The sequence below is a fragment of the Aureibaculum koreense genome (assembly GCF_034296135.1).
Lineage (GTDB): Bacteria > Bacteroidota > Bacteroidia > Flavobacteriales > Flavobacteriaceae > Aureibaculum.
This window is the reverse complement of the sequence record NZ_JAXKVV010000002.1, coordinates 141182-163161: the sequence shown is the minus strand read 5'-3', so window position 1 is coordinate 163161 and position 21980 is coordinate 141182. Positions and strand designations below refer to the sequence as shown.

Below are 21980 nucleotides of genomic sequence, written 5' to 3'. Positions count from 1 at the left end.
TTTATTTTTATCTTGCGTTTTTATCTAATCATGAAACAATTCAATTTAAACAACGGTACATTAACATTAAAAGTAAAAAAATCGCCACTTGTTGTCAGAAGTATAATGTTCGTTTTTTCATTTTTATGTTTTTTGCTACCGATTATGGGTATTGTAATGGCAATATCAATTGGTTCTAAATTCCATATTGGATTTATTATTGTATTATTCCTGTTTGGTTTAATAGGTTTTTATTTACTTCGCATTTCTTTGTGGAATACTTATGGTAAAGAAGTCATTGAATTAAATGAAAAGACAGTAAATTATGAAGCCAATTATGGTTGGTTCAAAGACGGTAAAAAAACAATAAATTCTGATAACTTGAACTACACTATTAGGCCTATTGGTTATGAAGAGGATAAAAAAGGTGTCTTAATTATTAATAATGACGATTCTGTGATTGAATCTGTTGTAAAAATCCCGATTCTTCAACTAGAAGAACTTGTAAAGATTTTGAAGAATTAATCTGCTTTCAAAATATCTAATTTCTAATTATTTTTATGTAGACTTTTAATTTTCCCCATAATTTAAAGCAACCAATTTTTTAATCTTGCATCTTCAATTGGTATAACTTTTGATGCTTATAATACTTAACAAAAAATCATTCCATGAAAAATTTTTTTCCCATTGTTTTTGTACTGTTTTCAACAATTGCTTTTGCTCAACAAGATGATATTCCAGTAAAAAAGCACGAACTAAAAGCCAATGCTTTTAATATTATTCTTTTTAAATCGGTAGATTTTTCTTATGAATATTTAATAAATGAAGAATCTTCTATTGGAGCCTCATTACTTTTTAATTTACTAGATACCGATAATTATTATGAAGATGATGGGCCCTACTATTTTGAAAAGTTTGCATTTACGCCTTATTACAGAAGGTATTTTTCCAGTAAATATGCTTGGGGTTTCTTTTTGGAGGCTTTTGGTATGTTTAACAGGCAAGAAGATTATGAGGATTATTATGACAGTAACAATTCCAATTTAGAAGGGACTTCTAACAATGTTGCCTTGGGCATTTCCTTAGGCGGAAAGTTCGTAAGCAGCAAAGGTTTTGTTTTTGAATTTTTTGGTGGTGCTGGTAGAAACGTATATCAGTCTAATGAAAGATATGCAACAGAAATAGTACCCAGATTAGGGGCTTCTTTAGGGTATCGTTGGTAGTGTAGTCTAGTGGTTGATAATCATGTTAATAAATTAATTCAATATACCTTTTGGTAAACACATCTTATGAAAAAAATATTTATAATATCACTTTTTTTATTGCCGTTTATTTCTTTTGCCCAAAGTGATGATCATGATTATACAAGGCGAAATGAGTTAAAAGCCAATGCCTTTAATTTAATTGTGCTAAAAGCTGTCGATTTTTCTTATGAATATCTTATCGATGCTAAATCATCTGTCGGAATTTCTTTTTTCTTTAATTTAAAAGACGATAAAATATCTGATTTTGAAGAGACTTTTGATCTGTATTATCATGAAAAACAAGCTTTTACACCTTTTTATAGAAGATACATCTCTAGTAAACATGCTTGGGGCTTCTTTTTAGAAGCGTTTGGAATGTATAATAAACAGAGAAATAGTATTGAGGAACGTACTGAAATGGAACCAATGAACATTAAGGTTATGGGAACTTCAAATAATTTTGCGTTAGGTATTACTGCAGGAGGTAAAATTGTTGTTAATAATGGTTTAGCTTTTGAATTTTATGGAGGTGTAGGCAGAAATATTTATACATCCAATAGTGATTTTTCCACTGAGATTGTACCTCGGTTAGGTGCTTCTATTGGGTATAGGTTTTAAAATGACTAATATAGAACCTTGGTTTTAATAAGCTTACACGGATTCCAAATAGGCAACTACCTCATTGAAACACCGTTCGGGTTCTTTTTTAATTTCTTTTTCCCAAAATCTAAAAACTTTATAGCCCAATTGTTTTAATGTTTCGTTTACCTCACGGTCGCGTTGCATATTGCGTTCTATTTTGGGAATCCAAAAATCTCTGTTGGTTTTTACTTTCTTTTTGCGTTCCTCCCAATTGTAACCGTGCCAGTATTCACCGTCTATAAAAATAATGGTCTTGTATTTATTGAGTACTATGTCTGGTTTACCGATCAGTTTTTTATAGTTGATTCGGTAACGGTATCCGGCATTCCATAACATTTTTCTGAAAGCAACTTCTGATTTTGTATTCTTTCCACGAATTTTGCTCATTATTTTTGAACGCTTGGGTGTGGTGTAAAATCCCGATTCTTCATTAAAACGCGGAACTTTTATCGGTTCTTCAGAATATTTTTTTACCATAACCCAATATACCTAATAATTTATTTTTTTCAAAAATTTCTAATTTGTGCTAGAAATTTGTTTGTAATCTTCTAAAGTATCCATATCCATGGTGGTATTGCCTGCATCAATTGCCCAAACATCTTCTAAATTGTTTTTAATGATTTGTTTGGCTCCTTTATCTTGATTTAATAAGGATAATTTTTCAAAATAATTTTGACTAAAAACGGCAGGGACACCAACTGTCTTATCTTGCTTAGTTGCTACAATTCCGCAATTGCTTTCTGAAAATTTTGCAATCAGTTTATTATAATGGGAAGCAGTTAATAAAGGTTGATCTGCCAAAGCAATAAGAATACTGTCAAATTTGTTTGAATACTTGCTTAAGAACTGAACTGCAAAGGCAATTGATTTGCCAATTCCCAATTCCCAATCATCATTTTCAATAATACTAATATTATAATCTTTTATTTTGGGGATGATTTTTTCTTTATTAGCACCTAAAACCACAAAAACGGTATCAACTTTAGTGGCTAAACCTTGTTCAATGGTATGCCCTAGTAGTGTTGTATTTTTCCAAGGCAACAATTGTTTTACGGTTTTCATCCGAGTGGAAGCACCGGCAGCCAAAATAACCATGGCTATTTTTTTTCCTTTTGAGGATTGTTGCATCAATCTATGGTAAATAATTTTCAGAATGAATTTTACCCACAATATTCCGTAACGATCCTGGGTCTTTTTGACGGGTTATGGACAAAATTTCAGCACAAATGGATAAAGCGATTTCTTGAGGTGTTATAGCTCCGATATTTAAACCCGCTGGGCTATGGATTTTTTCAAAAAAAGCATCGTCGGTCAAAGGGAATCGTTCTATAAATTCATTTAATAGTTTCTCGCGTCGCTTTACAGGTCCTAGAATACCAATATATACCGGATTTACTTTTTTTAAGGCAATTAAAAATTGCAAATCTTTTGCATAATTATGGGTCATTAAAACTACGGCGGTTTCTTCTTTAATTATTTCGGTATCAAAAGTTTCAGGTGTTTGGTGCAATAACTGATGTGCTTTAGGGAAATCATTCAGGGTTTTAGGATCTGACGGCGATGCAACACTGTAAACATCCCAACCTAAATCAGTTGCAAAAGAAGATAGTTGCACGGCATCGTGTTCTGCTCCAACAATGACCAATCTAAAACAAGGTTTTAAAGTTTGACTAAAAACTTTATCTGTTGAATTTTCCCTAACATTAACAGTTTTATTAAATGGGAAGTCAAAATTATCAATAGATAATAAGGATCCAAAAACTTTATTTGAGTTTGTATCTTCAGAATAAGAGCTATCAATGTTAAATGTTTTATGTTGTTTTAAACACATACTAAACGCGTCGAAAAAAGCAGTATCGGGATTAAATAGTTCTAATAAAATATATAAAACCCCTTCACAGCCCAGACGATAACGACCATTATAAGTCATTACTTTTGACATACCATTTTTAAAAACGGAAGCCGATTGCTTTAAGATTTCTTTTTCTACACAACCACCGCTAACGGCACCGACCATTTGTCCATTTTCTAAAATCAGCATTCTAACTCCAGGTTTTCTGTAAGATGAACCCTCTAATGCCACAACAGTTGCTACAATTGATTTCAAGCCTTTTTCTTTGGCATTTAGATAGGCTGATACTATTCTTTTAAATTCGTGCGTCATTGATAAACAATTGAAGATAGAAATGTTCTCGATACACCACGCTAAAAAGCGTGGCACTCGAACTGACATTTTTAGTGCTTTTTAAACTACCCAAAAATCTTTTCACTACTGTTAATAAATGGTTGCTTGGTCAATCGTATTCCAGTTGCAGCTTTTATGGCATTGGCTATTGCAGCACCTGCGGGAGGCAAAGAAGGCTCTCCCAAACCAGTAGGGGCAATATCGTTTTCAACAAAATGAACTTCAACTTGTGGAGTTTCTTGCATCCTTATCAAACGATAATTATTAAAATTGGCAGATTGAGGAACTCCATTTTTAAATTCTAAATTACCGTACATGGCATGACCGATTCCGTCAATTACCCCACCTTCAACCTGATTTTTAGCTCCCAAAGGATTTACCACTATACCGCAATCTATGGCACAAGTAACTTTTTTAACGATTGGTACTCCTGATTCCATGACCACATCGGCTACTTCCGCTACATGCGAATTGTGGCAGTAATATGAAGAAAAGCCCTGGTAAGTGTTTTTATCCTTTTTGCCCCAATCTGATTTTTCTACGGCCAACTTTATAACGCCTTCCAAACGTTCAGGTGAATATTGTATACGTTCATCTGTAGTACCTTTAACATTTTGCAATAAATCCAGTCGCAACTGTATATTATCTACGCCCATAGTTTCTGCCAGTTCATCAAAAAAACTTTGTTCTGCAAAAGCCAAAAAATTTGTGTAGGGAGCCCGCCATGCTCCAGTAGTGATGTTACTTTTATAATTTGCCACATCAACTTGATAGTTTTCTATAGCACCGGCTGGGAAAAAATTAGGGATCAATCCGTACATATTATTGTTGATAGCGGCTTCTTTTAAGTGGTATCCAGTAACTTTAGCATCCTTTATGGCTGCTTTAATTCTATATTTAATGGCAGGCCTATAAATACCATCAGCCATATCATCTTCTCTTGAGAAAATGACTTGAACGGGTTTTTTGGCTATGTTTGAAATGGTTGCTGCTTCTATGGCAAAATCGCCATAAAGCCTTCTTCCAAAGCCGCCACCCATACGGGTCATTTCTAACGTAACATCTTTTATATCTCGTTCTAATTCTTTAGCAATTCTGTTAGCTGTACCTGCGGGAGTTTGAATAGGGCCTACCAATTCCACTTTTTCGTCAGTAACATTAGCGAAAAAATTCATGGGTTCTAGGCAGTTATGCGGTAAAAATGGCGATTCATAAGTACGCTCTAATACTTTATCAGCTTCCTTAAATGCTTTTTTAACATTGCCATCCGTTCTCAACGTTTCAAATTTGCTACCATCCAAAAGACCCATTAAAATTTTATCATGGTCTTCGGTACTTTCTAAAGTTGTATCTACTTCCCAATTTGCTTTTAAGCTTTTTTTGGCCTGCATTGCCTGCCAGGTACTTGTGGCCAAGACGGCAATTTTATCACCAAACTGAAACACATCCACAACTCCATCTTTAGTTTTAGCGTCAGAATCATCAAACGAAGACAATTTTTGTCCAAACGCTGGTGGCCTCATCACAGAGGCATACAGCATACCTTCACGTTTAAAATCTATACCAAATAATGGCTTTCCTGTTATTATTTTATCAACATCAACATTCTTAACATCTTGACCAATGATTTTAAAATCTTTCGGTTCTTTTAATTTTACATCTTTTGGTATTTCTAATTTAGCGGCCTCAAGAACAACCTCTCCATATCCTAATTTTTCACCTTTTTTATTAGAAATTATACCATTTTCAACTGAACACTCTGAAGCATCAACGCCCCATTTTGCCGCTGCGGCATTAACCAACATCTGTTTGGCAGTTGCCCCGGTTTGGCGTAAAGGCTCCCAACCATGCCTAATGGATTGACTTCCACCTGCTACCTGCCTTTCAAATACGTCCATATCCAAACCACCTTGGGCTACATGTACATTTTCCCAAGCAACATCCAGTTCTTCAGCTATAAGCATTGGCATTGAAGTTTTTACACCTTGCCCAATTTCTGGATTTGGGGAAAAAATAGTTACCATACCGTTATCGGCTATTTTAATAAACCCGTTAAAGTCGTTAAAGTTGAGTTTGGAAATATCAATGGCGGGTTTAGCTTTTGGCTTACAAGCGTTAAATAGGTTAAACCCAATAATCATTCCACCTCCGGCGAGAGCCGATGTTCTTAAAAAAGATCTTCTGTCTATATTATTTTTTGATGAATTCATTTGTTATGGATTTAACTGTTAGCAGTTGCTGCTTTAGCCACAGCTTTTTCAATACGATTATAAGATGCACACCTACAGATATTACCGTGCATGGCTTCTCTAATTTCTTCAGCATTAGGAGATGGATTTTTTTCCAAAAAGGCAGTAGCCGTCATAATTTGACCCGCTTGGCAGTAACCACATTGCGGTACATCAATTTCTTTCCATGCCAATTGCACAGGATGATCTCCGTTTTCAGAAATGCCTTCAATAGTGGTTATTGATTTATCGGCCACAGAAGAAATAGGCATTGAGCAACTTCTAGCGGGTTCACCGTTTAGGTGGATAGTACACGCACCGCACTGTCCAATTCCACATCCGTATTTTGTGCCCAATAGGTTAAGATGGTCTCGTAGTACCCATAAAATAGGAGTATCATCGCTTACATCTATTTCGTAGGACTTGTTATTTACCTTTAGTTTGTATGTTGCCATGTGAAGTGATTTTAGTTAGAGTCAATGCTACTAGTTGCAGTAACTAATAGAACTCTAGCAAGTTAAGAAAAAAATAAATACGGATTACTAAATTTAACAGTCTATAACAAATAGATATCAACAAAAAACGCAATAAGTTTTACCTATTGCGTTTCTTACTGTTGCCTATTAATTAAAGATTAGGATTACATTCTCATTAACCAATGTTTTACGTCCACTTCTTTTTTTATAATATCTCTTAAGTCTTCAATCTTTACACGGCTTTGTTCCATAGTATCTCTATGACGGATAGTAACTGTATTATTTTCTAAAGTATCATGGTCAACGGTAATGCAAAAAGGCGTTCCGTTGGCATCTTGTCTTCTGTAGCGTCTTCCCACAGCATCTTTTTCGTCATAAACAACGTTAAAATCCCATTTTAGATCGTCAACAATTTTTTGAGCGACATCTGGTAAACCATCTCTTTTAATTAAAGGTAGAACTGCTGCCTTGTTTGGAGCCAATACAGCCGGTAATTTTAAAACCGTTCTGGTAGTGTTGTTCTCCAATTCTTCTTCAACTAACGAATTTGAAAAAACGGCCAAGAACATTCTGTCCAAACCAATTGAAGTTTCTACTACATAGGGAACATAACTTTCATTATCCTCATGGTCGAAGTACTGCAATTTTTTCCCTGAAAACTTTTCGTGTTGACTTAAATCGAAGTCGGTACGTGAATGTATTCCTTCTAATTCTTTAAATCCGAAAGGGAATTTAAATTCAATATCCGCAGCAGCATCTGCATAATGAGCCAATTTTTCATGATCGTGAAAACGATAGTTTTCTTTGCCCATACCCAATGATAAATGCCATTTTAATCTAGTTTCTTTCCATTTTTCATACCACTCCTGTTGCGTTCCAGGTTTAATGAAAAATTGCATCTCCATTTGTTCAAACTCACGCATTCTGAAAATAAATTGGCGTGCTACAATCTCATTTCTAAAGGCTTTACCTGTTTGGGCAATGCCAAAAGGAATTTTCATACGTCCCGTTTTTTGAACATTTAAAAAATTGACAAAAATACCTTGAGCCGTTTCAGGACGTAGATATAAATCCATTGCTGAATCAGCAGAAGCACCTAATTTTGTACCGAACATTAAGTTAAATTGCTTAACATCCGTCCAATTTCTAGAACCTGTTAACGGATCGGCAATTTCCAATTCTTCAATTAATGCTTTAACATCGGCTAAATCTTCTTTTTCTAAAGATTTTGCCATTCGAGAAAGGGTAGTGGTAATTTTTTCTTGATATCCAACTACACGCGGGTTTGTAGTAATAAACTCCTCTTTATTGAAAGCATCTCCAAAACGTTTTTCTGCTTTAGCAACTTCTTTGTCTATCTTAGCTTCAATTTTAGCACAGTAGTCTTCAATTAAGACATCTGCTCTATAGCGTTTTTTAGAATCTTTATTGTCAATTAACGGGTCGTTAAAAGCATCTACATGCCCCGATGCTTTCCAAGTAGTTGGGTGCATAAAAATAGCGGCATCCAGACCTACAATATTATCATTCAATTGTACCATGGCTTTCCACCAATAGTCACGTATATTTTTTTTCAGTTCTACACCATTTTGGGCATAGTCGTAAACAGCACTTAAGCCATCATAAATCTCACTGCTTTGAAATACATAACCGTATTCTTTAGCGTGAGATATAACTTTTTTAAATTGATCTTCTTGTTTTGCCATGTTGCAAAAATAGATAAATATATATTCTACAAAAACAAAAAAGTGCAAATAGTTTTACCTAATTGCACTTTAATTTATGGTGTTGGAATTTAAATTTTTACAAACCTAAAAACGCATCTTTTAATTCTAATTTTGTAGCTCCTACTATATTACCTTCTACATATACTTTTACCGTATAATCACCTTTTACAAATTTTTGAGGTATTTTTTCAACAAACATTACCACGTCTCTATCTACATTTTTATAATCAACAACATCAGTATCGGTATAAGGTAACTCTTTACCATCGTTTGTCGTAAAAGTACCTTTTTCGCTTAATACTTTACCACTTGGGTTTTGAATTACAATATATGCTGTTTTATCTCCAGGTGTGGCAATTTCGTTACCTTCAATTCTAAAAGTTACTCTAATAGCTTCTGCTTTTTGAGCTTTAGTTGTTTCGGCATATTTGCCGTTACCTCTCAATCTCATTGCAGTTGCAGCAACAGAATTAACTCTTAACGCACCACCAATCTTAACTTTTTCGGACAAATCCATGTTTTGGGCCATTAAAGTATCATTAGCATTGGTTTGTTCTATTAACTTACCGGTAATACTATCTCTTTGTATGGTCAAATCATTATTCACTAAAAATAACGAATCGGCCACGCTCATTAATCTTTCATTGGTTTTTTCCAATTCTGCAATTTTACCTCGGTAACGTCTAATTAATGACCAGTTGGTGTTTTTTAAATTTTGTACAGAATCTTTAAAAGCAATAATTCTATCTCTTTCAATGGTTAGTTCTTCTGACATTGAATTGTTTTGAGCAATTGCAGCGTCATATTTTTCTTCCATTGTGGTTAAATTACCTAAGATTTGTTCTTTCTCTTGTTTTAAGAATTCTTCGGAGGCTTTAAACTTAGAATTGGTACGCATAGTATAAACACCTAACCCAACGAGCAATGCCAATAGTATGCCTATTATGATTTTTTTGTTTGAAGATGATTTTTGTTCTTCCATAATGAAAATAATTAAAGTTTTAATTCAGAGTTTGTTAAATACTTATTTAAAAACGCAAAATTAGAAAAATATTGCATATAGCGTTACATTTTTTTGCATTTGTAAATAAAGGCGGGAGGTATATTTCTTATTTCAAATTCCAAATCAACATTATGATATATCTTTTTTAACTTCTTATAATATGTCAAACTGTATTGATATTGTAAAAAACAGCCTGTTTTATTGAGTTGGGCATGGCTTTCACAGAGGATTTTATTTGTGACGTTATCGGGTATATTGGTTAGCGGTAAGCTGGATATAAAATAATCTATGTTTGAAATGTTCAAACTTGTGCAAACGGCTTTTATATTTTCGCACGATTCGTTTAATACGGTTAACCTTGAGTCTTTAAATGTTTGCAAATGTTCATAGAACTTTTCATTGATCTCAAAACAGATCAATTGGCTGTCTTTATTTAATTTTTTCAGAATTTCTCTGGTAAAGTTACCATTGCCCGAACCATATTCAACAATTATGTTGGCTTTAGTGAAATCAACCTCTTTTAAAATTTTTTGTATTAAATATTTGGAGCTTGGTGCAACAGTGCCCGAAGTTTTGATGTTTTTAATAGCTTCTTTTATAAATGCTTTTTTTGTACGCAAAGTTGTATCTTTAATAAAATAACAGTTAAATTCACAAAATATTTGTCAAAGATGCAATTTTTTAGAGATATTTATCATTTATTTTTTCCTAAAATTTGTGCTAGCTGTAAAGAACAATTGTTGCAAAATGAAGTAACGGTCTGCCTAAAATGTAGATTCGAGCTTCCAATAACGGATTTTACAGACGAAACTAACAACAAAGTAGAAAAAACCTTTTTTGGACGTTTACCAATTATTTTTGGGACATCATTATTTTACTATAAAACCAAAGGCAAATCACAACAACTTATATATCAGTTAAAATATAACGGTCAGCAAGATATTGGCACTTTCTTGGGGAATTGGATGGGCGAAGTATTAAAAAACAGTAAAAGGTTTCCGAAGATTGATTATGTAGTTCCTGTTCCGTTACATGATAAAAAACTTAAAATAAGAGGATATAACCAACTGACAACATTTGGATTAAGTATTTCTAAAATTATTAAAGTACCTTATGTTGATGATGTTTTAATACGTAAATCGGTTACGGAAACACAAACTTTAAAGCAACGGTTTGATCGTTGGAAAAATGTTCAAGAAATATTTCATGTTGACAATCCCAACTTCTTTAATAACAAACATGTGCTATTAATTGATGATGTTATCACAACCGGGGCAACTTTAGAAGCCTGTGCCAAGCAAATATTAAAATCGGACAATGCAAAAATAAGTATTGCAACTATGGCCTATACAGAATAGAATATTTCTTTACTTTTGCAACAAATTATAACTATGAGGAAACAATTTTCTGTACTTTTCGGTTTTTTGTTTTTAGTACTGTTTTTAACCGATTGTGCAAAAAGAGGGAGACCCACAGGTGGAGAAAAAGATGAAGATGCCCCGTTGTTGGAGAAATCGATTCCTGCTAACTATTCAACAAATTTTAAAGGAAAAGAAATAAAATTGATTTTTGATGAATATGTTAAGCTAAAAGATTTAAACTCTCAATTGATTGTTTCACCTCCTTTAAAAAACAATCCTTTAATAACTCCAATAGGTACTGCCAGTAAAACGATCACCATTAAACTATTGGATACATTAAAAGAAAACACCACGTATTCGTTCAATTTTGGGCAGAGTGTGACCGATAATAACGAAGGTAATATTTTCAATAATTTTAAATTCGTTTTTTCAACTGGACCGATTATAGATTCTCTTAAAGTGTCAGGAACCATTTCCGATTCTTTTAAAAAAGAAGCAGATGAAAATGTTACTGTAATGTTATATGAAATTAATGATGCCTTTAACGATTCGGTAATCTATAAAGAAAAACCATACTATGTTGGTAACACATTAGATTCTACAATTTGGGAAATTACCAATATAAAAGCAGGGGAATATTTATTAATGGCATTGAGCGATAAATCTAGAAATTATACTTTTAATCCGAAAGAAGATAAAATCGGATTTGTCAAAAAGCACATCACAGTTCCCTCGGATACAGCTTATAACATTAAATTGTTTAAAGAAATTCTACCATTTAGGTTAACCAGACCTTCTGAAATCGGTAAAGGTCATATACAATTTGGTTATGAAGGTGTTGCAGATAGTTTAAAGATTGAAGCGTTAAATTTTGGTCCTGATTTTAAAAGTGTAACTAATTTTGAAAAAGAAAAAGATACACTGAACTACTTTTATAAAGGAAATAGTACTGATTCTATTCAATTTAATGTTTCAAACATAAATTATATAGATACGGTAACAGTTAAGTTACGAACAAAAAAGATTGACTCTTTAAATTTAAAAAGTTCACCTTCAAATGACGTTCATTTTAAAAAACCATATAAAATTGTTAGCAATACACCATTGGTTTCAATTGATACCACATTGATTAACATAATAAATAACGATACAATACCTGTAAAACATACGGTTGCAATTTCAGAAGATAGGTCAGAGTTAATTTTAGACTTTACAAAGGAATATGATAAAAAATATGCCGTCCAAATATTACCAAATGCCATTACTAATTTTTTTGGACACACTAATGATAGTCTTAAATACAGTATAACCACTAAAAAAGAAATTGACTACGGTAAATTATTCGTAACTCTGCAAGGTGTTAAAAATTACCCCATTATAGTGCAATTACTTACGGATAAAGAAAAAATAGTGGAAGAAATTTATGCCACAGAACCTCAAAAATTTGATTTTATAAACTTATTGCCTGGTAAGTATTTATTGAGGATTATTTATGACGAAAACCAAAATAAAAAATGGGATACGGGTAATTTTTTGCTCAAAAAACAACCTGAAAAAGTTCTTTATTTCGAATTTGATAACGATGTCAGGGCCAATTGGGACATAGATAAAACTTTTATTTTGGAATAAGTACAGTTTTCTATCTAAAAATCCATTAACCTTTTGTTTTGTTTCTTTTCTAAAATCCTTTATTTATTAAAGTCTAAACCCTATCTTTGTAATTTAGAATGAATATAAAGAAGTGAGAAATGAAGTTTAGTAAAGAAGATATATACAATGCTCTAGAAACCATTACCGCACCTGGTGAAGGTAAAAGTTTAGTAGAGAGCAAATCTATTGGGAATATTGTAATTTTTGGTAATGAAGTTGTTGTAGATGTTGTTATTAGCAACCCCACGTTACAGGCCAAGAAAAAAGTGGAGGTGGAGATAATCAAAGCCATACACGACCGTGTACACCAAAAAATTGATGTTAAGGTCAATGTGAAAGTTAATGCACCTTCTCCTGAAAAGAAACCAACCAACTTAATCAAGGGAAAAAAAATAGAAGGCATTCAGAATATAATTGCAGTAGCTTCAGGTAAAGGTGGTGTAGGTAAATCTACTATTACGGCTAACTTGGCAATTACCTTGTCAAAAATGGGTTTTAAAGTAGGTGTTTTAGATGCTGATGTTTATGGGCCATCTATGCCTATAATGTTTGACGTTGCCGATGAAAAGCCAATTGCAGTAAATGTAAATGGTCGTTCTAAAATGAAACCTATTGAAAGTTATGGAGTGAAATTGTTATCCTTAGGGTTTTTCACCCAACCTAACCAAGCGGTTATTTGGCGTGGTCCCATGGCTTCAAAAGCTTTAAATCAATTAATTTTTGATGCAGATTGGGGAGAATTAGACTTTATGTTGATCGATTTGCCACCAGGTACTGGTGATATTCATTTGTCAATAGTACAAGCGGTTCCAATTACGGGTGCAGTAATAGTTAGCACACCGCAAAATATTGCTTTGGCCGATGCTAAAAAGGGCGTAGCCATGTTTGAGCAAAAAAATATCAGCGTACCAGTGTTAGGAATTGTTGAAAATATGAGTTACTTTACACCAGCAGAATTACCTGAGAATAAGTACTATATCTTTGGTAAGGACGGTGCAAGAAATTTAGCTGAGGATTTGAATACTACCTTTTTAGGAGAAGTGCCTCTTGTGCAAAGTATTAGGGAAGCTGGCGATGCTGGCCATCCGGTAGCCTTGCAAAATGACACACCGTTGGAAGATGCATTTATAAATCTGACGAAGAATATGGTTACGCAGTTGGTGAAGCGTAATGACGATTTACCACCAACAGAAGTGGTTAAAATAACGACCATGGCAGGTTGTAGTGCAATTAAAAATTAAGCCGATGACAGCAGAAAAGTTAAAAAACGAAGTAGAAAAGGCGTTAGCTGAGATTAGACCTTTTTTGGAATCTGATGGGGGCGATATTTCATTGGTTTCTATTGATAAGGATATTGTTAAAGTACAATTATTAGGTGCTTGTACGGGCTGTTCAGTAAATCAAATGACACTTAAAAATGGGGTGGAGGCTACCATTAAGCGTTATGCACCACAGATTAAAGAGGTTGTAAGTATTAAATAAATCACCTCTAATTTTTAAAAAATATTCCTTATCTTTGGGTTTGAACTATTGTTTAAACAATGAATACTTCTTTTACAGAATTATTGTTACTTCTTAAATTCTTGATTAAAAGAAATCCTGAATGAGGTTTACTTGTCCGATAGTAAACTATTTATTCACAATTCAAAAACATAACCAATATGCCTAGATATCATAAATTAGGTAAAATACCTCCTAAGAGACATACCATTTTTAAGAGTGACTCGGGAAAGTTCTATTATGAAGAGCTTTTTGGAACCATAGGTTTTGATGGAATGTCATCTTTATTATATCATACTCATAGACCAACTCAGGTTAAAGAAGTACTGAAATCGTATGATGTTTCACCAAAAATAGCGGTAGAAAAGAATATGAAAGCCTTGAGCCTAAAAGGCTTTGAAGTTAAGCCTACTTCTGATTATTTGGAAAGCAGAAAAATAATTCTGGCAAATAACGATTGCTATATTGGATTGGCTGCACCACAAAAATCCTTAAGAGATTACTTTTATAAAAATACAGATTCTGACGAGGTATTATTTATTCATAAAGGAACGGGCAAACTGCGAACTTTTCTTGGTAATATTGATTTTAAATATGGTGATTATATAGTAATTCCAAGAGGGATGATCTATCAAATTGATTTTGATACTGAGGACAATAGACTATTTATTGTTGAATCTAAACAACCAATTTATACGCCCAAACGCTATCGAAACTGGTTTGGTCAGCATTTAGAGCATGCACCATATTGTGAACGTGATATGCACCCGCCTAGTGAACTGGAAACTTTTACGGACAAAGGAGACTTTATCCTAAAAGTAAAAAAGCAAGATATGATTCATGAATATGTATATGCTTATCACCCATTTAGTGTTGTAGGTTGGGATGGTTATAATTATCCGTATAAGTTTTCAATTCATGATTTTGAACCCATTACGGGTCGTATCCATCAACCACCACCAGTACATCAAACTTTTGAAACCAGTGCTTTTGTAATTTGCTCGTTTGTACCTAGGCTGTACGATTATCATCCCCAGTCTATACCCGCACCATATAACCATAGTAATATTGATTCGGATGAGGTGTTGTATTATGTAGATGGCGATTTTATGAGTAGAAATAATATTGGTATAGGACAAATCACATTACATCCAGCAGGTATTCCACACGGACCACATCCCGGTGCAATGGAACGAAGTATTGGTCAAACGAAAACCGATGAATTGGCCGTTATGGTTGATACTTTTAAACCATTGATGGTTACGGAAGAAGCATTAAAAATTGATACTGGAGATTATCACACTTCGTGGTTAGACGAAAATCATTAAAGGAAAATAATATGGCAGATATAAAGAATTTAACAGATTTACAAAATACAGAATACGGCATTAAAAAAATTTTTAATGATGCCGAAGACTTTTTGCCCTTATTGGGTACAGATTATGTGGAACTATATGTGGGAAATGCAAAGCAATCGGCACATTTCTATAAAACTGCGTTCGGGTTTCAATCAGAAGCTTTTGCTGGATTAGAAACGGGAATAAAAGATCGTGTTTCCTATGTGTTAAAACAAGATAAAATCAGATTGGTATTAACTACTTCGTTGATAGAAAATGGAGTGATCAATGAGCATATCAATAAACACGGTGATGGTGTAAAAGTAGTTGCCTTGTGGGTAGATGATGCTACAAAAGCCTTTGAAGAAACTACGAAAAGAGGGGCAAAGCCTTTTCTAAAACCTATCAAAGAAGAAGACAAAGACGGATTTGTAATCCGCTCAGGGATTTACACTTATGGAGAAACCGTTCATATTTTTGTTGAACGTAAAAATTATAAAGGCATCTTTTTGCCAGGTTATAAAAAATGGGAATCTCACTATAACCCTGAACCGGTTGGTTTAAAATTTATTGACCATATGGTAGGCAATGTGGGTTGGGGTGAAATGAAGCAATGGTGCGATTTTTATGCGAAAGTAATGGGATTTGCACAAATTATTTCTTTTACTGATGATGATATTTCAACTGAATATACGGCATTAATGAGTAAAGTGATGTCCAATGGAAATGGCAGGATAAAATTCCCCATTAACGAGCCGGCAGAAGGGAAAAAGAAATCACAAATTGAAGAATATTTAGATTTTTATAATGGTCCTGGTGTACAACATATCGCGGTGGCAACCAATGACATTGTAAAAACCGTTGGGGCTATGCGTGATAGAGGCGTAGAATTTCTTTACGTACCCGAAACTTATTATGACGATTTATTGGAACGCGTTGGTAAAATTGACGAGGATGTTGAAGTACTAAAAAAGCACGGAATATTAATTGATAGGGACGAAGAAGGGTATTTGCTGCAACTCTTTACCAAACCCGTTGTGGACAGGCCCACTATGTTTTTCGAAGTAATTCAACGTAAAGGAGCACAATCTTTTGGAGTAGGCAATTTTAAGGCCTTATTCGAAGCAATTGAAAGAGAGCAGGCAAATAGAGGAACGCTTTAGAATTTTTATTATGTAAACTATTCAAATACCAATTAATTTTGAAATTGATACCCAAATGGGCAAATAATATTTAATTCTCAATTTCCTTGATGATTTTAGCAGGATTACCACCTACCAAAACATTATCAGGAACATCTTTGGTAACAACTGCACCAGCACCAATTACTGCACCATTCCCAATGGTTACGCCCGGGCAAACAATAGCACCACCGCCTATCCAAACATCATTACCAATGCTTATTGGTTTGGCAAATTCTAGCCAAGAAGCACGGGTTTTGGCATCGAGTGGGTGAGTGGCCGTATAAAGCTGCACGTTTGGACCAAACATGACCCGATCGCCAATATTGACTTCAGCTACATCTAAAATACAACAGTTATAATTCATAAAAACCTGATTCCCAACTTTGATATTATAACCGTAATCACAGTAAAAAGGTGGTTCAATAAACAATCCTTTTCCGGCTTTCCCAAAAAGTTCTCGAAACAAATTATTGGTAAGCTTTGTATCGTTATTTGCGATTTGATTGATTTTTCTGAACAACAAACGTGCTTTATGCCTCTCTGCTATTAACTCTTTATCATTGGGATTATAAAGTTCACCAGCTAACATTTTTTCCTTTTCACTTTTCATTGCTATATAATTATTAAATGTTTGATATAGAACTCGTCTTGACTTTTTTCAATTCCTAAAAAATGGCTCAAATTTGTTCATATTTTGTTACTTTTTTTATCCGTAGCCCCGACGCTTCGGGGCTATGACTTTCGAAAAGTGCCTCATCTGAACAAATTTTATCTAATTTTCGGTTAAATGCGAAAAGTCAAGATGAGTTCATAAAAATAGCCATATTGTTTGAACAATATGGCTATTTTTATTTAGATATTGTACTTTATCAGTTACAATCTTCATCTTCTCCTTTACTGTTCCAGCAATGCCAATCATCATCGCCAAAATAATACGATGCCATTACACGACCATTATTATTAGTTCTGTTCCATTCAATATCCACATCCACAAAAGTGCTTTTGTCATTATCATAGGCGTGTACATCATAAAAAGCATCATAATCCCCGGTTTGTAAGCCATAGACTATATAACTACCCTTAAATTTGTCATCATTACGCTGGTCATTTAAGTCTCTAACGTAGGTATATTTGATATTTCCGATTTCATCATTTTCTACCTTCCAATCGATACGTAGCATATTTTCTGGAAAAGCTGCACTATGATTTAACAACCAGTAGCCACTTTTACCATCTGTATTAGAAATACCAGAAAACCACATAAATTCATCAAAAGCACCTATACCACTTTTGGCAACGTACATTTCCCAATGCACTTCGTTACCAGTTAATTCTCCTGTTAAACGAGCTGAGTATTGACTTGCAAATCCATCAACAGTATATGACCATTGCCATTTGGCATTTCCTAAGTAAACAGCCTGATGAGCAAAGGCACTTCTAAACGAAGCTACAGGGACAGCTAATGTTGTAAATAGTGCGGTATTCCAGACTCCTACAACAGCGGCGGAATAAAACCAATTTCCGATATCGGCTTGTTTGGTATTAAAATCTGCAATAGATTTTGTTTTAGTATTATTAAAATCTTCAAAGTCCATTACCATTGAACCTTCAGGGGGCAAATTTGGTGCATCTGTATTTTCACTTGTGCTATCGCAAGAGGTGAAAAGTAGTAGTGCAACTGAAAAAATTAAGATAGAAATTTTCACTTTCATTACATTATAATTTAGTTATACATATTATAACTTAATAACGAATGAAGTATAAATATATTTGAAATGAATGTGATCTAGAGTTGTTATTTATAAGTTAATTAAAGTAACAATCAACACTACTCTCATATCCATAGTAATCTAACCCATTTGTACACAAATAGCGGCTATTACTTTGAACACACCTTATTACAAAACAGGTTCCCAGCCTTTTTCATATTCACGTTTCCAATGTTTCATAGCTTCTGCATCATCTTTAACTTTTCCTGTTTTAGTGTCAATATGAATAGTACGTTTTACATCTTGGGCTATATTGCCTAAATGGCATAACATGGTGGTAATAGCAGCATCTGAAATAGGGGCGTTCTGTTTTTCGTTTTTACGTATGGCATCAAAAAAGTTTGCAATATGCGATTTGTCCAAATCGCCTTCACCCATGGTATTGGTTGTTGCACTAGTATTTTCCTCTTTGTGCTGTGTTATTAATTTACCATCTAACCCGTATAGTTCATAAGAATTTCTGCTTAAGGTAATTACACCTTTACTACCGTATATTGTAGCTCCTCTGCCAGGTTGTTGAGGTTGAATTAACCCTCTACTGTGTCCAGTCCAAGTGATTGTTTTATCGTTTTTAAATTGATAAGTAACTTGTTGATTGTCAGGAAATTCAAAATCATCATCGAAAGTAAATTTTCCACCGAAAGAAGTTACACTTTCTGGTAAATCTACACCCAATGCCCAACGGCAAATATCAATTTCATGTGTACCGTTATTATGCAATTCCCCAGTTCCCCAATTTTTAAACCAATGCCAGTTATATGGGTGTACATTATCCCTATAATTTTCCCTTGGTGCTGGACCTTGCCACAACTCCCAATCTAATGTTTTGGGTACAGGAATTTCTTTACCTATACCAATTGAGCCTCTATTATTTGAATAATAGGCCTCTCCTTTAAAAACATCACCAATAATACCTTCATTGATTTCTTTTACAGCTAACATTGAAGTTTTTGCCGACCGTTGTTGGTTACCCATTTGCACCACCTTATTGTATTTTTTTTGGGCGGCAACCAACAAATCATTTTCATGCGGATTATGACTACAAGGCTTTTCAACATAAACGTGTTTACCCGCTTGCATAGCCATAATGGACATAGGGGCATGCCAATGCTCGGGCGTAGCAATAAAAACGGCATCTACATCTTTATCTTCCAATATTTTTCTAAAATCTTTCTCAACTTTAGGAATATAACCTATATTTTCTTGACACCATTTGTTATGTTCTTCAATAATAATATCATCGACATCACAATTGTATAAAATTTTTGCATTTTTATATTCGTGGATAGCTTTACAGTGGGCTTTTGCTCTACTTCTTACACCAATAACGGCAACGTTTATTTGTTCATTTGCTCCAAGGATGTTCGCGTAGCCCATTTTCGGGAGTAACATTCCACCAACGGCAATTGCAGCACCACCTGTAGCTGTTTTTTTAATAAAATTTCTTCTTGATGTCATTGATGTATTATTTATTAATGATTGATATTATTTATTGTTAGATGTAACGTCTTGATTGGAAAATAGAACATAGAAAACAATATCTATTATCTTTTCTCTATTTTCCTTGTTCCCTTAACATAACCAACTGAATACTACTTACTGTTTTTATAAAGGTTTAATTTTAATATTTTTGAAAGAGACACGGTCACCATGGTCTTGCAATAGAATGTGTCCTTTTTCGGCTTCTCCAAAGTTTTTCCAATCTACATATTTACTCTCGGAGACCAGTTTACGATAATCACCACTTTTACGTTCGTATTCCAACACTTTCATGCCATTTAACCAATGCTCAACATGGTTGTCCTTAGAAATAATTCTTGCACTATTCCATTCACCAATTGGGTTAACGGGCTTATTTGGATCGGCTTGAATCAAATCATATAAGGAGGCCAAAGTACGGCTACCTTCATGGTTTCCTAATTTAGCATCAGGATGATTGGCATCATCTAAAATTTGATATTCTAATCCTATAGAAGATCCTGCACCCTTGTTCAGCTCGGTATCTACATAATATTTAATACCACTATTTGCACCCTTAGTAAGTTTAAAATCAAGTTGCAATTCAAAATCACCATATTTATCTACGGTAACAATATCTCCACCGGCTTCTGACTCACCACCTCCAGAGGCTAAAACGGTAAGTTCGCCATCTTCAATAACCCAACCTTTTTCAGGAAAAGTTTTAAGTTTGGCTCCACGCCACCCATCGGTTGTTTTACCATCCCAAAGTAACTGCCACCCTTCTTTTGCTTGGTTTCCAATCAAGTTGTTTTTTGTAACTATAGGTGTTAACGGGCTGTCTTTACTATATTTTGATAGGCTATCCGTTAATATTTTAATATTTTTCCATTGTATTTCAGTACCTTCTTTATTTTCTTTTGGAATGTTATGAACCTGTAATCCTATAAATCCACTATCTGTTACATCATCAATTAAATAAGCAGCGGGCACATCGTTTATCCAAGTTTTTATAGTATCTCCAATGGCTTCGATACGATAATGGTTCCAATCGTTTTGCTTGAACGCCTGTTGGGCTTTGGGATTATCGGTCAACGGATTTAACCATCCTCTACGACCTTCATCATAAATACCACCGCTCCAGGCTCTTTTGGAAGGGTCTATTTCTATTTGATAACCGTGAACTTGCCCATTTCTATAATGCGGAAAACTGTTGCTTCGTATTTGGATACCTGAATTCATGGTAGAATCAACCTTATAATCCAGTTCCAGTATAAAATCACCATACATTTTGTCGGTTGTCATAAAAGAATTTGGTGTGTTGTGGACTGTGGTTCCAACAATAATTCCATCTCTTATGGTGTAATTGGCTTCACCGCCTTTTTGGGTCCAACCCTGAAAGGTTTCACCGTCAAACAACTGAATCCAGGGGGTGTCGTCTTTGGTAGTTTGAGAACAGTTGGTTAAAAAAGTAATACTTAAGATAAAAATAACCAGAGAATTGAATTTGTATTTCATTTAGAAGTTGATTTTAAAACCTTAAAGTTAGGAAATAAAAAAAAGCCTATCAAATTTTGATAGGCTTTTGTAAGTAAAAAAATTAAAAGGTATATATTAAATCACTTTTACATTTACTGCGTTCAGTCCTTTTCTACCTTCCTGTAAATCGAATTCAACCTCATCACCTTCACGTACTTCGTCGATTAATCCAGAAATGTGTACAAAATGTTCTTTGTTAGAGCCTTCTTCTGTTATAAAACCGAATCCTTTTGATTCATTGAAGAATTTTACTGTTCCTTTACTCATGTTTAAAAATTATAAATTAATATTAGCCGCAAAGATAGTGTTTTTTATTGAAAAATAGGATTTTAACTTTTAATTTTACTTACGGGCAAAATATTAATTTACAAACTATCCAATTTTTGATGTGATTTTTTATAAGAAGGACAATTATCTATAAGTTCAATATGTAACTTATTAACTAGATAATCTTGTGCTTCTTGTCTAGAAGCGTCTGGGTGTTCCTTTAAATAGGCTTCAATTTCCGTTGAGGCTGTTTTGATGTAAGTTACAAAGTGATCGCTAAGGCAATCGGCAATTTCAGTCTTTAATTCTGTTTTATCAGTAGTTTCAATGTTATCGATACATTGACACGATCTAGTTAAGTATTCTTCTTTGGTGATTGTTTTGCAACCAATAAATAAGAATATGAACAGGAATGGTATGACTTGTTTCAT

Annotated in this window: 23 protein-coding genes; 9 read left to right on the top strand and 14 right to left on the bottom strand. The window is 33.9% G+C overall.

What is annotated here, in order from left to right; genetic code table 11:
* Positions 1-30 precede the first annotated feature (30 nt).
* From UMM65_RS02785 to UMM65_RS02775, 3 genes are all read left to right on the top strand, one after another.
* On the top strand, positions 31-504 hold the full coding sequence (locus UMM65_RS02785) for a hypothetical protein (protein WP_321974947.1): 474 nt from the start codon (positions 31-33) through the stop codon (positions 502-504).
* Positions 505-647: 143 nt separating this feature from the next.
* On the top strand, positions 648-1202 hold the full coding sequence (locus UMM65_RS02780) for a DUF3575 domain-containing protein (protein WP_321974946.1): 555 nt from the start codon (positions 648-650) through the stop codon (positions 1200-1202).
* 66 nt (positions 1203-1268) lie between these two features.
* Positions 1269-1841: a DUF3575 domain-containing protein gene (locus UMM65_RS02775; RefSeq protein ID WP_321974945.1), complete on the top strand. Its 573-nt coding sequence runs from the start codon at positions 1269-1271 to the stop codon at positions 1839-1841.
* 33 nt (positions 1842-1874) lie between these two features.
* Here UMM65_RS02775 and UMM65_RS02770 read toward each other — a convergent pair whose 3' ends face one another.
* From UMM65_RS02770 to UMM65_RS02735, 8 genes are all read right to left on the bottom strand, one after another.
* Positions 1875-2342 carry a very short patch repair endonuclease gene (locus UMM65_RS02770; RefSeq protein ID WP_321974944.1) on the bottom strand — a complete coding sequence of 156 codons (468 nt, stop codon included), beginning with the start codon at positions 2340-2342 and terminating at the stop codon, positions 1875-1877.
* Positions 2343-2381: 39 nt separating this feature from the next.
* The gene (locus UMM65_RS02765; protein ID WP_321974943.1) at positions 2382-2993 is read right to left on the bottom strand and encodes a nucleotidyltransferase family protein; all 612 of its coding nucleotides are present in this window, start codon (positions 2991-2993) and stop codon (positions 2382-2384) included.
* 4 nt (positions 2994-2997) lie between these two features.
* On the bottom strand, positions 2998-4029 hold the full coding sequence (locus UMM65_RS02760) for an XdhC family protein (protein WP_321974942.1): 1032 nt from the start codon (positions 4027-4029) through the stop codon (positions 2998-3000).
* Positions 4030-4115: 86 nt separating this feature from the next.
* Positions 4116-6260, bottom strand: coding sequence for a xanthine dehydrogenase family protein molybdopterin-binding subunit (locus tag UMM65_RS02755; RefSeq protein WP_321974941.1), 2145 nt, complete (start codon positions 6258-6260; stop codon positions 4116-4118).
* Positions 6261-6271: 11 nt separating this feature from the next.
* Positions 6272-6733, bottom strand: a complete 462-nt coding sequence (locus UMM65_RS02750) for a (2Fe-2S)-binding protein (RefSeq protein WP_321974940.1) — start codon at positions 6731-6733, stop codon at positions 6272-6274.
* A 185-nt stretch (positions 6734-6918) separates the two neighbouring features.
* A complete protein-coding gene (locus UMM65_RS02745) occupies positions 6919-8460 on the bottom strand; it encodes a glycine--tRNA ligase (protein ID WP_321974939.1) in 1542 nt (513 codons plus the stop codon).
* Between the two features lie 97 nt (positions 8461-8557).
* Complete coding sequence (locus UMM65_RS02740) at positions 8558-9463, bottom strand: hypothetical protein (RefSeq protein ID WP_321974938.1); 906 nt, start codon at positions 9461-9463, stop codon at positions 8558-8560.
* Positions 9464-9546: 83 nt separating this feature from the next.
* Positions 9547-10104 carry a class I SAM-dependent methyltransferase gene (locus UMM65_RS02735; RefSeq protein ID WP_321974937.1) on the bottom strand — a complete coding sequence of 186 codons (558 nt, stop codon included), beginning with the start codon at positions 10102-10104 and terminating at the stop codon, positions 9547-9549.
* Between the two features lie 51 nt (positions 10105-10155).
* Between UMM65_RS02735 and UMM65_RS02730 the strand changes: the two genes are divergently transcribed.
* The 6 genes from UMM65_RS02730 to hppD all read left to right on the top strand — a co-directional run bounded on the left by UMM65_RS02730 (position 10156) and on the right by hppD (position 16495).
* On the top strand, positions 10156-10842 hold the full coding sequence (locus tag UMM65_RS02730; protein WP_321974936.1) for a ComF family protein: 687 nt from the start codon (positions 10156-10158) through the stop codon (positions 10840-10842).
* A gap of 33 nt (positions 10843-10875) precedes the next feature.
* Complete coding sequence (locus UMM65_RS02725) at positions 10876-12474, top strand: Ig-like domain-containing protein (RefSeq protein ID WP_321974935.1); 1599 nt, start codon at positions 10876-10878, stop codon at positions 12472-12474.
* Between the two features lie 119 nt (positions 12475-12593).
* Positions 12594-13736, top strand: coding sequence for an Mrp/NBP35 family ATP-binding protein (locus UMM65_RS02720; protein WP_321974934.1), 1143 nt, complete (start codon positions 12594-12596; stop codon positions 13734-13736).
* Positions 13737-13740: 4 nt separating this feature from the next.
* A complete protein-coding gene (locus UMM65_RS02715) occupies positions 13741-13977 on the top strand; it encodes a NifU family protein (protein ID WP_321974933.1) in 237 nt (78 codons plus the stop codon).
* Between the two features lie 179 nt (positions 13978-14156).
* Positions 14157-15323: a homogentisate 1,2-dioxygenase gene (locus tag UMM65_RS02710; protein ID WP_321974932.1), complete on the top strand. Its 1167-nt coding sequence runs from the start codon at positions 14157-14159 to the stop codon at positions 15321-15323.
* A gap of 11 nt (positions 15324-15334) precedes the next feature.
* Positions 15335-16495, top strand: a complete 1161-nt coding sequence (hppD, locus tag UMM65_RS02705) for a 4-hydroxyphenylpyruvate dioxygenase (protein WP_321974931.1) — start codon at positions 15335-15337, stop codon at positions 16493-16495.
* Positions 16496-16565: 70 nt separating this feature from the next.
* Here the strand turns inward: hppD and UMM65_RS02700 are convergent, their stop codons facing one another.
* The 6 genes from UMM65_RS02700 to UMM65_RS02675 all read right to left on the bottom strand — a co-directional run bounded on the left by UMM65_RS02700 (position 16566) and on the right by UMM65_RS02675 (position 21980).
* Positions 16566-17126 (bottom strand): sugar O-acetyltransferase, encoded by a 561-nt coding sequence (locus UMM65_RS02700; protein WP_321974930.1) that lies wholly within the window; start codon positions 17124-17126, stop codon positions 16566-16568.
* A 259-nt stretch (positions 17127-17385) separates the two neighbouring features.
* A complete protein-coding gene (locus UMM65_RS02695) occupies positions 17386-18228 on the bottom strand; it encodes a hypothetical protein (protein WP_321974929.1) in 843 nt (280 codons plus the stop codon).
* Positions 18229-18414: 186 nt separating this feature from the next.
* The gene (locus UMM65_RS02690; protein WP_321974928.1) at positions 18415-19743 is read right to left on the bottom strand and encodes a Gfo/Idh/MocA family oxidoreductase; all 1329 of its coding nucleotides are present in this window, start codon (positions 19741-19743) and stop codon (positions 18415-18417) included.
* 147 nt (positions 19744-19890) lie between these two features.
* Positions 19891-21261: a 3-keto-disaccharide hydrolase gene (locus UMM65_RS02685; protein ID WP_321974927.1), complete on the bottom strand. Its 1371-nt coding sequence runs from the start codon at positions 21259-21261 to the stop codon at positions 19891-19893.
* A 96-nt stretch (positions 21262-21357) separates the two neighbouring features.
* Complete coding sequence (locus tag UMM65_RS02680; protein WP_321974926.1) at positions 21358-21549, bottom strand: cold-shock protein; 192 nt, start codon at positions 21547-21549, stop codon at positions 21358-21360.
* A 98-nt stretch (positions 21550-21647) separates the two neighbouring features.
* Positions 21648-21980: a hypothetical protein gene (locus tag UMM65_RS02675; RefSeq protein WP_321974925.1), complete on the bottom strand. Its 333-nt coding sequence runs from the start codon at positions 21978-21980 to the stop codon at positions 21648-21650.